This window comes from Aeromonas sp. OTU364 (assembly GCF_038440395.1).
Classification (GTDB): domain Bacteria; phylum Pseudomonadota; class Gammaproteobacteria; order Enterobacterales; family Aeromonadaceae; genus Aeromonas.
Genome location: NZ_JASATR010000013.1, coordinates 49,158 through 62,326 on the forward strand (window position 1 = coordinate 49,158; position 13,169 = coordinate 62,326).

At 63.1% G+C, this 13,169-nt stretch carries 12 protein-coding genes; 4 read left to right on the forward strand and 8 right to left on the reverse strand.

Annotated features, from left to right (window positions below; translation table 11 throughout):
• Positions 1-26 precede the first annotated feature (26 nt).
• Both AAHB08_RS13675 and AAHB08_RS13680 read right to left on the reverse strand, forming a co-directional pair.
• Entirely contained in the window at positions 27-992 is a 966-nt protein-coding gene (locus AAHB08_RS13675; RefSeq protein WP_342059226.1) for a GlxA family transcriptional regulator, read from the reverse strand.
• A gap of 87 nt (positions 993-1,079) precedes the next feature.
• The gene (locus tag AAHB08_RS13680) at positions 1,080-1,850 is read right to left on the reverse strand and encodes an MBL fold metallo-hydrolase (protein ID WP_342059227.1); all 771 of its coding nucleotides are present in this window, start codon (positions 1,848-1,850) and stop codon (positions 1,080-1,082) included.
• A gap of 268 nt (positions 1,851-2,118) precedes the next feature.
• Here AAHB08_RS13680 and AAHB08_RS13685 point away from each other — a divergent pair, with 268 nt between their 5' ends.
• The gene (locus tag AAHB08_RS13685) at positions 2,119-2,532 is read left to right on the forward strand and encodes an Hsp20 family protein (protein ID WP_025325189.1); all 414 of its coding nucleotides are present in this window, start codon (positions 2,119-2,121) and stop codon (positions 2,530-2,532) included.
• 93 nt (positions 2,533-2,625) lie between these two features.
• Positions 2,626-3,066 carry an Hsp20 family protein gene (locus tag AAHB08_RS13690; RefSeq protein ID WP_307766113.1) on the forward strand — a complete coding sequence of 147 codons (441 nt, stop codon included), beginning with the start codon at positions 2,626-2,628 and terminating at the stop codon, positions 3,064-3,066.
• Positions 3,067-3,135: 69 nt separating this feature from the next.
• Here the strand turns inward: AAHB08_RS13690 and AAHB08_RS13695 are convergent, their stop codons facing one another.
• Positions 3,136-4,389 (reverse strand): valine--pyruvate transaminase, encoded by a 1,254-nt coding sequence (locus AAHB08_RS13695; protein WP_342059228.1) that lies wholly within the window; start codon positions 4,387-4,389, stop codon positions 3,136-3,138.
• 282 nt (positions 4,390-4,671) lie between these two features.
• Between AAHB08_RS13695 and AAHB08_RS13700 the strand changes: the two genes are divergently transcribed.
• A complete protein-coding gene (locus AAHB08_RS13700; RefSeq protein WP_342059229.1) occupies positions 4,672-4,911 on the forward strand; it encodes a hypothetical protein in 240 nt (79 codons plus the stop codon).
• Here the strand turns inward: AAHB08_RS13700 and AAHB08_RS13705 are convergent.
• Entirely contained in the window at positions 4,877-5,665 is a 789-nt protein-coding gene (locus AAHB08_RS13705) for an AraC family transcriptional regulator (protein WP_342059230.1), read from the reverse strand. The genes AAHB08_RS13700 and AAHB08_RS13705 overlap by 35 nt on opposite strands.
• Before the next feature lie 92 nt (positions 5,666-5,757).
• On the opposite strand from AAHB08_RS13705, the gene AAHB08_RS13710 reads away from it, so the two are divergent.
• Positions 5,758-6,885, forward strand: coding sequence for a multidrug effflux MFS transporter (locus AAHB08_RS13710; RefSeq protein ID WP_342059231.1), 1,128 nt, complete (start codon positions 5,758-5,760; stop codon positions 6,883-6,885).
• Positions 6,886-6,945: 60 nt separating this feature from the next.
• Here the strand turns inward: AAHB08_RS13710 and AAHB08_RS13715 are convergent, their stop codons facing one another.
• The 4 genes from AAHB08_RS13715 to kdpB all read right to left on the reverse strand — a co-directional run bounded on the left by AAHB08_RS13715 (position 6,946) and on the right by kdpB (position 13,154).
• The gene (locus tag AAHB08_RS13715; RefSeq protein WP_139437109.1) at positions 6,946-7,629 is read right to left on the reverse strand and encodes a response regulator; all 684 of its coding nucleotides are present in this window, start codon (positions 7,627-7,629) and stop codon (positions 6,946-6,948) included.
• A 50-nt stretch (positions 7,630-7,679) separates the two neighbouring features.
• Positions 7,680-10,268: a sensor histidine kinase gene (locus tag AAHB08_RS13720; protein WP_139437107.1), complete on the reverse strand. Its 2,589-nt coding sequence runs from the start codon at positions 10,266-10,268 to the stop codon at positions 7,680-7,682.
• A 136-nt stretch (positions 10,269-10,404) separates the two neighbouring features.
• Positions 10,405-10,920 (reverse strand): potassium-transporting ATPase subunit C, encoded by a 516-nt coding sequence (locus AAHB08_RS13725; protein WP_202047987.1) that lies wholly within the window; start codon positions 10,918-10,920, stop codon positions 10,405-10,407.
• Positions 10,921-11,090: 170 nt separating this feature from the next.
• Complete coding sequence (gene kdpB / locus AAHB08_RS13730; RefSeq protein ID WP_139437104.1) at positions 11,091-13,154, reverse strand: potassium-transporting ATPase subunit KdpB; 2,064 nt, start codon at positions 13,152-13,154, stop codon at positions 11,091-11,093.
• Between the last annotated feature and the right edge of the window lie 15 nt (positions 13,155-13,169).

The following is a 13,169-nucleotide window of genomic DNA, read 5'->3' on the forward strand; positions in this document are numbered from 1 at the left end:
GGGTTGAACCGGTACAGGGGGCGTCATCAGACGTTGTGGCCACGAAAAGAGCGGCGCCATTCACTCGGAGAGACGCCGAAACGGGCGCGAAAATGCTGGCGCAGTATGGCGGCCGTCTTCAGCCCCACCAGCTCGGCGATGCGATCCATGGAGTGGCCGCTCGTCTCCAGCAACTCCTGGCTGCGCCTGAGACGCTCGGCCAGCAGCCACTCCCCGACGGAGAGGCCGGTCGCCTGCTGGAAGCGACGGGTGAAGGTGCGCCGGCTCATCAGGCAGTGTTCTGCCAATGCGTCCAGGTTGTGAGGCTCGGCCAGGTGCATGCGCAGGTGATCGAACAGCTGGTTGATCCTGGCGTCCCGGGTGGAGGCGGGCACCGGCTGTTCGATGAACTGGGCCTGGCCCCCTTCTCTATGGGGCGGCACCACCAGCCGTCTGGCCAGCTTGTTGGCGATCCGGCTGCCATGGTGTTCGCGCACCAGGTAGAGGCAGCAATCCAGCCCGGCGGCGGTGCCGGCCGAGGTGATCAGGCCCTCATCGTTCACGTAGAGGGCATTGGTATCGAGCCGCACGGCGGGAAAGCGGCCCATGAAGTCCTGTTCGAACTCCCAATGGGTCGAGGCCCTGCGTCCCTCCAGCAGACCGGCATAGGCCAGCACATAGGTGCCCAGACAGAGCCCCACTATCTGGGCACCCCTGCTTCGGGCGGCAACCAGGGCATCGAGCAGTGGCTGGGCCGGTCGCTCGGCCGGATCGCGCCAGAAGGGGATGATGACGATGTCAGCCCCGATCAATCCCTCCAGCCCGTGGCTGGCGTCGATGCGAAAGCCCTGGGCGGAACCGGGCTGGCGGGTGGTGTCGCCGGCGCAGAGCCTGAGTTCGAACAGGGAGGCGCCAGGCATCATGGTGTCGCCGAAGATGAGGCAGGGCACGGCGCAGTGAAAGGGGCTGAAGTGATCGAAGGTGATGACGGCGACGACGATGGGATTGGGCATAGTAGCAGACTCCTTTGCACTCGGATCCCCATGATAAGGGGCGGCAACAGAAAGCCGAAGGGCCATGTGGTCACATGGCCCGCTCGATCAGAGGACGATGGACTCGCCATCCTCGGGCACCAGCACCCGCGTTGCCATCCCCTGTTTGCCGATGTAGTCGCGCAGCTCGCCCCTTGTCAGCAGGGCATGATTGACCGCCTCCATGTGGCTGGCAATCAGGGTGGCCTGTGGCGCTGCCTGATAGACGGCGGCGACATCCTCCTTGCCCATGATGATGGAACCCAGCCCAGGCACCTGGGCATCGCCACAGTTGAGGATGACGACATCGGGCTGGTGCTGTTGCAGCGCTTGTTCAACCTGGGCGTTCCAGACGGTGTCACCCGCCAGATAGAGGGTCTTCTCTGCGGGGTGGGAGAAGACCACCCCGGATACCTCACCCAGCCGCTCGCCCAATACCGCCATGACCTGATCGTTGCCGTGTTGCCCCTCGGTCTGTTGCAACCGGATCCCGGCAAACTCTGCCTGCTCGCTCAGCAGGCGCACATCCCTGAAGCCGCTGGCGCTTATGGTGTCGGCATCTTTCTGATGCTGCACAAACAGCGGGAGGTGCTTGGGGATCTGCTGCTGAGCGGCAGGGTCCCAGTGGTCGAGGTGATCATGGGTCACTATCACCGCATCCACATCGAGGATCTCCGCCATGGGCAGGGGCAGTTCGACCAGCGGATTGCGCAGCTGGCTGTTGGCCGTTCCCTCAAACCCCGGGAGGCTGCCCTTGGCAGACAGCATGGGATCGATCAGGAAGCGGGTGCCGGCGTAGTGGATGAGCAGGGTGGCATTGCGAACCTGGGTAACTTGCATGGTGTGCTCCGGTCTCTGGTTGGGGGACGCAACCAGTATGGCGCGGAGGGGATCGAGGGATGAGTGGCCCGTGGGCCGAATATCATATCAATCGGGCCATTTTCGACGCTGACGGGCGACCAAAAATTTCTTTTCATTTTTTCCCTTGAAAGGAAAAAGTGAGCCCCTATATAGGTAACAAGGCCGGAACGCTCGACAGAGGTTTCGACCAGTCGCCCGTCCATATGGAGGGCAAACAATCCGTTATCGCTCACAAGAGGGTAATACTATGCGTTCTATCGACTTTTCTCCGCTCTATCGTTCTGCCATTGGTTTCGATCGTCTGGCCAATCTCATCGAATCTGCAGCCAGCAATGGCAATGCCGGTTATCCCCCCTACAACATCGAGCAGCTGGGTGACAACGACTACCGCATCAGCATGGCGGTGGCGGGCTTTACCCAGGAAGAGCTGGAGCTGAGCTTCCAGGAAAATCTGCTGACGGTGAAGGGCAACAAGCAGGCTGACACCGAGCGCCACTATCTCTATCAGGGCATAGCCGAGCGCGGCTTCGAGCGTCGCTTCCAGCTGGCCGACTATGTGCGGGTGAAAGGGGCCGATCTCAAGAATGGCCTGCTGCACATCGATCTGGCCCGTGAAGTGCCCGAGGCGATGAAGCCCCGCAAGATCGAGATCAACGGCTGATTGCCTGAACTCTCAGTGTTTTTACCTGCTTCCCGGGTGCCGATGACGGGCCTGTGGAGAGTCAAACCTGTTGCTTATTAGAAGGATAGGATTATGCGTAACCTCGATTTTTCTCACCTCTCTTCCAATGCCGTCGGCTTCGAGCGGATGGCTCGTGAGCTGGAAGGCCTGTTCGACCAGAAGGCGGCGGCCTATCCCCCTTACAACATCGAGAAGCGGGAGCATGACGGCTACCGCATCACGGTCGCCGTGGCTGGCTTCGAGCGCGAAGAGCTGGAGCTGGAGACCGAAAACGGCACCCTCAAGGTGAAGGGGCGCAAGGCCGCAGCGGCCGGTGAGCGTCAGTTCCTCCACCAGGGAATTGCCGAGCGTGACTTCGAGCTCGCCTTCAAGCTGAGCCAGCACGTGGAGGTGAAGGGGGCCAGACTGGAGCATGGTCTGCTGACCATAGATCTCGCCCGCGAATTGCCGGAGGCACTCAAACCCCGTGCCATCCCCATCGGCAAACCCGATCAGCTGGCGCTGCCGAGTTAAGTCGGGGAGCCTGACACCAGAGACGAGAAAGGCCTGCGATCGCAGGCCTTTCTTTTATCTGCAGGCAAGTCAGCCGCCGCGGTAAATGGCGTTGATCTCGTCCGCCAGTATGGCGATGCCGCGCCGCACCAGCTCCTCGCTCTGGGAGTAGTTGAGGCGGATGCACTCCTGACTGTGGCGCCACTCGGGGTCGTCGATGCCGGGGAAGAAGTAGTGCCCCGGCACTATCAGCAGGTTCTTCGCCTTCAGCCGCTCGTAGAGCGCCTGGCAGTGGATCGGCAGGCCTTCGAACCAGAGCCAGAGGAAGAGGGCACCTTCCGGCTTGTGGATGTGGAAGCGCGGGTCGGGAATGGCTTCGCGCAGCAGTTGCACGGCGAAGTCGGCCTTCTGCTTGTAGAAGGGTTTCACCACCTGTTCGCTCAGGGCGATGATCTCGCCGCTCTCTATCATGGGGATGGTGATGGCGGGTCCCAGGCTGCCCGGTGCCAGGTTGATGATGCCGCTCAGGTTGGTGATGGCCTGGATGATCTTCTCGTCGGCGATGACGATGCCGCAGCGGGTGCCCGGCAATCCCAGCTTGGAGAGGCTCATGCAGAGTATGGTGTTGGCATTCCAGAACGGCTTGGCCTCGCTGAAGATGATGCCGGGGAAGGGCACGCCATAGGCGTTGTCGAGCAGCAGCGGGATCCCCTTGTCGCGGGCGATCTGATCCAGGTGCTCAATCTCTTCATCGGTCAGCACGTTGCCTGTGGGGTTGGTGGGGCGGGAGACGCAGATCACCCCTATGTCGTCGCCCACCTCCAGGCTCTCGAAATCCACATGGTATTTGAACTGGCCGTCGGCCAGCTTCTCTATGGTGGGCTTGTAGGCGACGAAGTGATCCTCCGCCAGGGCCGAGTCCGCATAGCCGATGTATTCGGGGGCCAGGGGGAAGAGCACCTTCTTCTTGCGGCCATCGGCGAACTCGCCGGCCAGCAGGTTGAACAGATAGAAGAAGGCATTCTGGCTGCCGTTGGTCAGGGCTATGTTGCGGGCCGAGATGTCCCAGCCCAGCTCTCTCTTGAGCAGGGCGGCCAACGCCTTGGTGAACCTGTCCTTGCCTTGCGGGCCATCGTAGTTGGCCATGGCCTTGATCAGCTCGCCATTGTCGAGCAGCTGCTTGGCCTCGGTCTGAAAGCGTTCCAGCATGGCGGGGATGGGGGCCGGATTGCCGCCTCCCAGCATGATGGCGTCCGGATTGAGCAGCCCCTGATTGAGGTCATCCATGAGTTGGGTAATACCGGCGTGGCGAGTGAACTTCTCGCCGAACAAGGAGAATTCCATTCGGTGACAGATCCAGAGTCAGTTACGGGGGAGCTAGCACCATAGCTCAGTTTAAAAGCGGGTGTCGATCAAAATCATGGGACGTTCCACGTGGAACGGGCCCAGGAAAATGGATGTGGTAAAAATAACCACTAATGGGTTTCAAAATAACCAACAAGATGGAAAGGAATGCCTCAAATGGCATCTGTTTTTATTTTATTTAAACAAAATCAAATGTTTATATAGTTGGCACGACTATTGGAATAACTCTCTGGTCATCTCAACCACACCGGAGCAAGCCAGATGAAGACCCTGATCGCGACCCTGATACTGAGCAGCCTGAGCCTGAGCCTGAACGCCATGGCCAACGACAACCCCAGGCCCGAGCTGGATAGCGCCAAGCTGGCGCAGGAGATGCTTGCCCAGCAGCAGCAGGCATCCCGGGAGGTGGTACTGGATGCCATCCACAACCTCCAGCCATTGGCACTGGATACCCTGGTGGTGGAGGTCAGCCCCGCCGTGGCGACTCACCCCGAGAGTTGAGGTGACGCAGGGGCGTCTGCCCCGAGTGCTGTTTGAAGAAGCTGATGAAGGCGCTGTCGCTGGAAAACTCCAGGGAAGCGGCAATCCGGCTGATGGGTTCGTTTTCGGCCAGCAACTCCATGGCTCGCAGCAGTCGCCACTGCTGACGCCAGGCCTGATAGTTCATGCCGGTCTCTCTCATGAAGATGCGGCCTATGGTCTTGTCACTGGCACCCACCTCCTCGGCCAGCCGGTTGAGCCGAGGGGGCAGGGTGTCGCCCCGCTTTATCTTCTGCAGCCAGGTCGCCAGACGCGGGTCTGACGGCAACGGCAGCTGCCAGGACTCTCGGGGTGCCTGCCCCAGCTCCTCCATGAACAATGCCAGCGTCCGCTGCTGCTCCTCTTGCGGCTGGTCCCACGGCCAGAGCGCCATCCGTTCGATCAGGGCGTGCAACAGGGGATTGACCGCCAGCACCGCCATGCTGGTCGGCAGCTCGGGGTGCGGGGTGAAGTAGAGAGAACGATAGGCCACCACACCGCGCATCAGGACCCTGTGGGGCGTGCCCGCCGGCAGCCAGGCCGCTCGCGTCGGCGGGAGCAGGCAGACGCTGTCTGCCAGCTCCATGGTCATGCAGCCTGATTGGGCGAACAGCAGCTGGTGGCGCTGATGCCGATGTAGGCCGGAGTCGTGCCAGCCGAGCGCGGAGGCGATGCCGATCACGCTGCCCGTCAGCTGGTCGGGGTCGAAAGGGTGATCGGGAAGAATAAAGGCCATGTGTCCGATTCTTGATGTATATAGTCCTGCTTATTGTAATCAGACAATCGGTATCTCTCTAGAATGGCGACCTCTTGTGAAGAAGGTTTGTCATGAACAACAAGTTGCCACCGCGCTGGCTGGTGGTGGGATTGATGATGTTTCCCCAGATAGTGGAGACCATCTACAGCCCGGTGCTGACCCAGATCGCCACCCAGTTCCGGGTGAGCGAGGGGCAGGCATCCCAGACCCTGTCGGTCTATTTCCTGGCGTTTGCGGTGGGTGTGGTCTGCTGGGGCAGGCTCTGCGATCTGATCGGGCGGCGTCCCGCCATGCTGGCAGGTCTGCTCACCTATGGCGTCGGCACCCTGCTGGCGCTGTTGGCCAATGAGTTCGAGGTGTTGCTGCTGGCCCGGGTCATCTCGGCCTTCGGCGCCGCCGTGGGATCCGTGGTGACCCAGACCATGTTGCGCGACAGCTATCAGGGCAGCGATCTGGCGCGGGTCTTCTCGGTGATGGGCATGGCGCTCTCCCTCAGCCCCGTGCTGGGGTTGGTGAGCGGCGGCCTGCTGGCCGAGCGGCTTGGCTATCTCGGGGTCTTCAGCGGTCTGCTGGTGCTGGCGGCAGTGTTGCTGCTGGTGGCCGGTCGGTGGCTGCCGGAAACCCGTCCGGCCACGACTCAGCGGGTTGCGCTCTGGCCGCTGGCGTGCCGGATGATGAAAGATGGCGGGCTCTGGCGCAGTGCCCTGCTGGTCGCCCTGTTCAACACCATGCTGTTTGGCTACTACAGCCTGGCGCCCTTCCTGTTTGCCGGACTGGGATTGAGCACCGGCGAGTTTGGTTACTCGGGGATCTTGCTGGCGCTGGCGACCCTGCTCGGCAGCCTGTTCAACAAGTATCTGCTGGGAAGGGGGTGGCAGCCGTCATCCCTGATCAGGCTGGCCTGCACTCTGGCACTGGTTGCCGGGCTGCTGGTCTGGGCGAGTCAGGCCTCGCTCTGGTTCCTGCTGCCCATGATGGGGATAGTGGTGGCCTATGGGGTGGCGATCCCCAATGTGCTGAGTCAGGCGCTGCTGGCCTATCGCGAGGTGGCAGGCAGTGCTGGCGCCCTGTTCGGGCTCGGCTACTACCTGCTGCTCAGTCTGGGGCTGGCGGTGGCGGCCGGATTGCAGGATCTCGGCCTGTTGCTCTGTGGCTGCGGTCTGTTGGCGCTGATTTGCAGCGGGCGTCGTTCCACGTGAAACGTCAGTTGCCGATACCGGGTATGGTGTTTCGAACGGGGTAGGCTGCCTGTGACGGTTTCAACTGCCGATGAAGCGGTAGCCGATGCCGGATTCGGTCTCGATCAGGCTGGGGTTCTGGGGATTGTCTCCCAGCTTCTTGCGCAGGCTGGCAATGACGATGCGCAGGTAGTGGGTATCCTCCTTGTGGCTAGGCCCCCAGATGTCGTTGAGCAGCTGGGTCTGCAGCACCAGCTTGCCGGGGTGACACACCAGGGCCTGCAGCAGGGCGAACTCCTTGCGGGAGAGGGGGATCTCCTCATCTCCCATGGTGACCTTGTGACTGCCGGTATCCAGGCTCAGGCCGCATTGGGGAAAGTGGCGGCATTCGCCGCTACTGACCCCGGCGCGCTGGCGCAGCAGCACCCGGATGCGGGCCATCATCTCGCCGATGCCGAACGGCTTGCTCATGTAGTCGTTGGCCCCGGCATCCAGCAGCCGCACCTTCTCCTGCTCCGAATCCCGTGCCGACAGCACCAGCACCGGGTTGGGGTGGTGCTCGCGGATGGCCTGCAAGATCTGGATGCCGTCCCCATCCGGCAGGCCGAGATCCAGGATCACCAGATCGGGGTTGAGGTGGCGGTACTGCGCCAGCCCTTCGTTGACGCCCACCGCCTCGCTCACCTGGTGCCCCTCGGCGACCAGGCTGATCCGCAGAAAGCGGCGAATGGCCGCTTCATCATCTATGACCAGGATATGAGCCATCTAACCTCCAGAGGCGAGTGTTGAAGGGTCAGAAACCCGAAATGTTTGCATCATACCTCAGGTGAGTTGAGAGAGAGCGGCAGGGAGATGCGCATGCAGGTGCCGTTGCCGTTGGGGCCGGCAAATGCCCAGATGCGACCACCGTGGGCCTCTATCATAGCGCGGGAAATGGCGAGGCCAAGTCCGGTGCCACGACTGCCGCAATCCCCCACCGGCTGGGTATAGAACAGATTGAAGATCTTGTCCCGATCCGATTCTGCGATGCCGACCCCGATGTCGATGATGTCGATGATGAGGTCGGGATCCGCCAGCATCACCTTGAACTCTATGGGGGTGCCGGCTGGCGAGTAGCGGGAGGCGTTGTCGAGGATGTTGACCAGCACCTGCTCGATCAGGGCGCCGTGCACATAGAGCTGGGGGATCTGCTGATCGAAGTGGATCAGCAGCTTGTGCTGGCGCCAGGAGGAGTCCAGCCGCTTGCGGGCACTCTCCACCAGGTCGGCGAGGTCGACCCACTCCCGCTTCAGTTGGAAGTCCGGGGAGCCGATGCGGGTCATGTCCAGCAGGTTCTGCACATAGCTGTGCAGGCGGCGCGCCTCCTCCTGCACCGAGTGGAGCAGCTCGTTGCGATCCTCGGCACTGATCCTGTCACCGTATTCCAGCAGTGTGCTGCCTGCCCCCATGATGGTGGCGAGCGGCGTCTTCAGATCGTGGGAGACCGAGGAGAGCAGGGCGGCGCGCATCCGATCCGTCTCCGCCTGCAGCTGGCTGTCGGCCAGCCGCTCGTTGAGATCGATCCGCGCCAGGGCGGCGCGGATGTCGGTGAGCAGCGCCTGCAACTGATGTTCGGCGGAGGAGGCGAGCGGGCTGGCCAGCCGTATCCCCAGCACCAGTTCATCGGTGAGGTGGTGGTACTGGGCCTCGGCCGCATTGAGGGTGGCGGTATGGGCCCCGGCGCTCTGCTTCTGGGCCAGGCACCAGTCGATGGCGGCCTTGTCGGTCTGGCCCGGTGCCCGCACCTCGTCTCCGGCTCTGTACTGGTACTCCTCATCCAGGGCGAACACGGGTTGCCCCAGGGCGAGGGAGATGGCCTGGGTACCCTGCCTGAGCACCTCCACCGGGCTGCTGGCGGTGGCCAGCCCCTGGCTGAGAGAGAGCAGGGCGTTGCCGAGCTGCTGGGTCTCGCGCAAGCCTACCAGCTGCTGGCGCTGGCGGGAGGCGAGCCGCCCCGCCGTCATGCCGACGATGAGCAGCACGAACAGGGTGAGCAGGTCGCTGTGGCTGGCGACGCTGAGGGAGAAGTAGGGGGCGGTGAACAGCAGATTGTGCGCGACGAATCCCAGCACGGCCGCCAGGATGGCGGGCACCAGGCTGGTGGTGAGCGCCGTGGCGAGTACCCCCAGCACGAACAGCAGCGGCAGGGAGGCGGGCGGCAGCCAGTGGGAGAGCCCCCAGGCGCTGGCTGAGGTCACCGCCATAATGGCGATGGCCAGCAGGCTCTGGCGAATGTCCTTGGGGTGGAGTGGTTGCAGCCTCAGCCCTGGCTTGTTCTTCTCCGTGTCCACCAGCGTGATCTCGAATCCCTGTGCCTGTTTCAGCAGATGCTGCACCAGGGAGCGGCGCCAGGGCGGGTTGTGGGGCTTGCCGAGCAACAGCTGCGAGACCTGCTGCTGTTCGGCCGTCTCCAGCAGGGCATCGGCGACCGCCGGGCTGGAGAGGGTCAGCACCTTGGCGCCGAGGTGAGAGGCCAGCGCCAGCGCCTGCTCCAGCTCAGGGGAGCGCTGCCCCTTGCTGTCGATGTGCACCACCAGCCAGGGTAGCTGGCGGCGCTGGGCGAAGCGGTGGCCGTAGCGCACCAGGGCCGAGCCGTGCTGATCTCCGAGGCAGACCATCAGCTTGCCCCGCAGCGGCAGCGTGGTCTTGCCCGCCGCCTGCCACTGCAGTTGCAGATCCCCCTCCACGTGGCTGGCGGCAGTCTGCATCGCCAGCTCGCGCAGGGCGGTCAGGTTGTTGAGGGAGAAGAAGGATTGCAGGGCGGCCTTGGCCTGATGGGGCACATAGACCTTGCCCTCCTTGAGCCGGCCGAGCAGCTCCTTGGGGGGCAGGTCTATGAGGACTATGCTGTCCGCCTCCAGCAGCACCTGATCGGGCAGGGTCTCCTTGACCCTGACCCCGGTCAGCTGCCACACCAGATCGTTGAGGCTCTCCAGGTGTTGTACGTTGAGGGTGGAGTAGACGTCTATGCCGGCGCCGAGCAGCTCCTCCACATCCTGCCAGCGTTTCTCGTGGCGGCTGCCGGGAGCATTGGTATGGGCCAGCTCATCCACCACTACGATGGATGGCTTGCGTTCGAGCAAGCCATCCAGGTCCATCTCCTCCAGTCGTTGCTGGCGGTGGTGATGCAGCTTGCGTGGCTGGATGGCGAGCTTGTCGAGCAGCGCCAGGGTCTCCTGGCGCCCGTGGGTCTCGACCACGCCGATGAGAATGTCGACCCCTTCCTTGGCCTGTTCCCGCACCGCCTGCAACATGGCGTAGGTCTTGCCTACGCCGGGGGCGGCGCCGAGGAAGACCTTCAGCTTGCCCTTGTGTTCCTCTTCCAGGCTTGCCAGCAAGGCGTCGGCCCGAACCTCATCACGCATTCCCGTGCTCCTGCTTCATGCCTGCCAGCAAGGCACCCGCTTTTACCACATCACGCATCATCATCCTTATGGAGCAACTGCCGGCTCGGTTTGAAAATCTGGGTCGCCCTCCAACTCGGGCCAGCCAGGCGCGCCATCATGCGTCCTTGTGCTGATCGAGCAACAGATTCAACTGGAGGATGTTGACCACCTGGGGGCCAAGGATACCAGCTTGTGTCGACGACTTGACCTGCTCCGTCAGGGAAGCGGGATCCAGCCCGCGTTGCTTGGCGACGCGCTCCACCTGGGCCAGCACGGCATCCAGGGGCAGGTGGGGATCCAGGCCCGAACCTGAGCGGGTCAGCATGGCGGGGGACTGGTAATTACCCTGTGCCTTGGCAAATTCGCTGCGCAGGGGGGAGCTCATCCCCAGGTTGCTGGCGCCGCTGCCTATGGTGGTGAAGTCGCTGGCGGAGGGACGGGAGTGGAAGTACTCCGCCCGCTCGAATTTTTGCGCCAGCAGGGCGCTGCCGATCAGCTGCTGCTTGGCATCGGTCAGCTGGCTGCCGTTGGCCTGCCAGGGGAACAACAGCTGGGCCAGTCCGGTGACGGCCAGGGGGTAGCCGACACCCAGCAGCAGGGTCAGGGTCAGCAGGGTTCTGATTGCTATCATGATTTTCTTGCTCCAAACAGATTGATGGGGTGCAGGCCAGGCTTGCACCCGTTATGTGGCTACACCAGCCCCAGGCCTGTGATGACCAGGTCGGTCAGCTTGATGCTGATTAATGGGGGGCACCAGCAGGCCATGGATCTCCTCGCTTCCACAACCTGCATCGCGCCCCCTTACACCAGCCCCAGGCCTGTGATGACCAGATCGATCAACTTGATTCCAATGAAGGGCACGACCAGGCCACCGAGACCATAGATCAACAGGTTGCGGCGCAGCAGGCTGGCGGCGGAGCCCTTCACGTTGACCCCCCGCAGCGCCAGCGGTACCAGCGCCACTATGATCAGGGCGTTGAAGATGATGGCCGACAGAATGGCGCTCTCTGGACTGCCGAGTTGCATCAGGTTCAGTGCCCCCAGCTGCGGGTAGGCCGCGATGAAGAGGGCCGGCAGTATGGCGAAGTACTTGGCCACGTCGTTGGCGATGGAGAAGGTGGTCAGGGCACCCCGGGTGACCAGCAACTGCTTGCCCACCAGCACCACGTCCAGCAGCTTGGTGGGGTTGGAGTCCAGATCCACCAGGTTGCCCGCCTCCTTGGCGGCCTGGGTGCCTTCGTTCATGGCCAGCCCCACGTCCGCCTGGGCCAGGGCCGGTGCGTCGTTGGCGCCGTCACCGCACATGGCGACCATGCGGCCATCGGCCTGCTCCTGGCGGATATAGGCCAGCTTCTTCTCCGGGGTTGCCTCGGCGATGAAGTCATCCACCCCGGCTTCGGCGGCGATGGCGGCGGCGGTCAGCGGGTTGTCCCCGGTGATCATCACGGTGCGGATCCCCATATGACGCAGGATCTGGAAGCGGGCCTTGATGCCTGGCTTGATGATGTCCTTGAGGTACACCACCCCCAGCAACTGCTCGTGGGTGCAGACCAGCAGCGGGGTACCGCCCTGACGGGCGATATTGTCGACCGCCTTCAGGATAAGCTCGGGCACTCCCTTGCGATCGAGGGAGAGGTAGTTGAGCACCGCATCCACGGCCCCCTTGCGATATTGATGACCGTTGCGATCCAGACCGCTCAACCGGGTCTCGGCGCTGAAGGGGATCACCTTGTCGCTCTCGAGCTGGCTCGGCTTGGCCATGCTCTTGCCGGCCAGGGTCAGGATGGACTTGCCCTCGGGGGTGTTGTCGCCGAGGGAGGCCAGCATGGCGGCCTGGGCCAGCAGGGAGGGATCGACGCCGGGGGCAGGGATCAGCTCGTCGGCCATGCGGTTGCCGAAGGTGATGGTGCCTGTCTTGTCCAGCAGCAGGGTGCGCACGTCACCGGCGGCCTCCACGGCACGACCTGACTTGGCGATCACGTTCAGCTTCACCAGCCGGTCCATGCCGGCGATGCCGATGGCGGAGAGCAGGCCCCCTATGGTGGTCGGGATCAGGGTGATGAACAGCGCCAGCAGGTAGAGCCGCGGTACCTGGGTGCCGTTGTAGTCGAGGAACCAGGGCAGGGTGGCGACCACCAGCAGGAAGATCAGGGTCAGACCCACCAGCAGGGCATCGAGTGCCATCTCGTTCGGGGTCTTCTGGCGCTTGGCCCCCTCGACCAGCGCAATCATTCGGTCGAGCGTGCTCTCCCCGGGATTGTTGGTCACACGGACCCAGATCTCGTCGGAGACCACAGTGGTGTTGCCGGTCACGCCGCTGCGGTCGGTGCCGGACTCGCGGATGACGGGGGCGGATTCACCTGTGATGGCGGCCTCGTTGACGGAGGCGATACCGGCAACGACTTCACCGTCGGCCGGGATCATCTCGCCGCTGCGCACCAGCACCAGATCCCCTTTTTGCAGGCTGGTGGCCGCGACCCATTCGCCCTGGCCATCTTTCGGATCCCGCACCTTGCGCGCCTGGAGCTGGCTCATGCCCGCCTTCAGGCTGTCGGCCCGCGCCTTGCCACGGCCTTCTGCCAGGGTTTCGGCGAAGTTGGCAAACCACAGGGTCAGCCACAACCAGGCCGTCAGCTGCCAGGCCAGGCTGGGGGTGACCCCGGACAGGGGCTGGCCCAGCAGGGACTCCACGGTCGCCATCACGGCGGCCAGCCAGAGGGTGAACAGTATGGGGCTGCCAAACAGCGCCTTGGGGTTGAAGCGATAGAAGGCTTCGATCATGGCCTGCACGACTTGTGAGGTCTGTTTCTTGCCCTTGCCCTTCACCTTTTCGGTGCGGGCAGGGATGGAGATGGACTTGCTCATTTGAATGCTCCCAGC

Coding starts and splice junctions, on each gene's coding strand:
- AAHB08_RS13690 (WP_307766113.1), top strand. CDS start 2,626: ATGCGTAACCTCGATTTTTCTCACCTCTCTTCCAATGCCGTCGGCTTC.
- AAHB08_RS13685 (WP_025325189.1), top strand. CDS start 2,119: ATGCGTTCTATCGACTTTTCTCCGCTCTATCGTTCTGCCATTGGTTTC.
- AAHB08_RS13680 (WP_342059227.1), bottom strand. CDS start 1,850: ATGCAAGTTACCCAGGTTCGCAATGCCACCCTGCTCATCCACTACGCC.
- AAHB08_RS13695 (WP_342059228.1), bottom strand. CDS start 4,389: ATGGAATTCTCCTTGTTCGGCGAGAAGTTCACTCGCCACGCCGGTATT.
- AAHB08_RS13715 (WP_139437109.1), bottom strand. CDS start 7,629: ATGGCTCATATCCTGGTCATAGATGATGAAGCGGCCATTCGCCGCTTT.
- AAHB08_RS13675 (WP_342059226.1), bottom strand. CDS start 992: ATGCCCAATCCCATCGTCGTCGCCGTCATCACCTTCGATCACTTCAGC.
- kdpB (WP_139437104.1), bottom strand. CDS start 13,154: ATGAGCAAGTCCATCTCCATCCCTGCCCGCACCGAAAAGGTGAAGGGC.
- AAHB08_RS13710 (WP_342059231.1), top strand. CDS start 5,758: ATGAACAACAAGTTGCCACCGCGCTGGCTGGTGGTGGGATTGATGATG.
- AAHB08_RS13725 (WP_202047987.1), bottom strand. CDS start 10,920: ATGATAGCAATCAGAACCCTGCTGACCCTGACCCTGCTGCTGGGTGTC.
- AAHB08_RS13720 (WP_139437107.1), bottom strand. CDS start 10,268: ATGCGTGATGAGGTTCGGGCCGACGCCTTGCTGGCAAGCCTGGAAGAG.
- AAHB08_RS13705 (WP_342059230.1), bottom strand. CDS start 5,665: ATGGCCTTTATTCTTCCCGATCACCCTTTCGACCCCGACCAGCTGACG.
- AAHB08_RS13700 (WP_342059229.1), top strand. CDS start 4,672: ATGAAGACCCTGATCGCGACCCTGATACTGAGCAGCCTGAGCCTGAGC.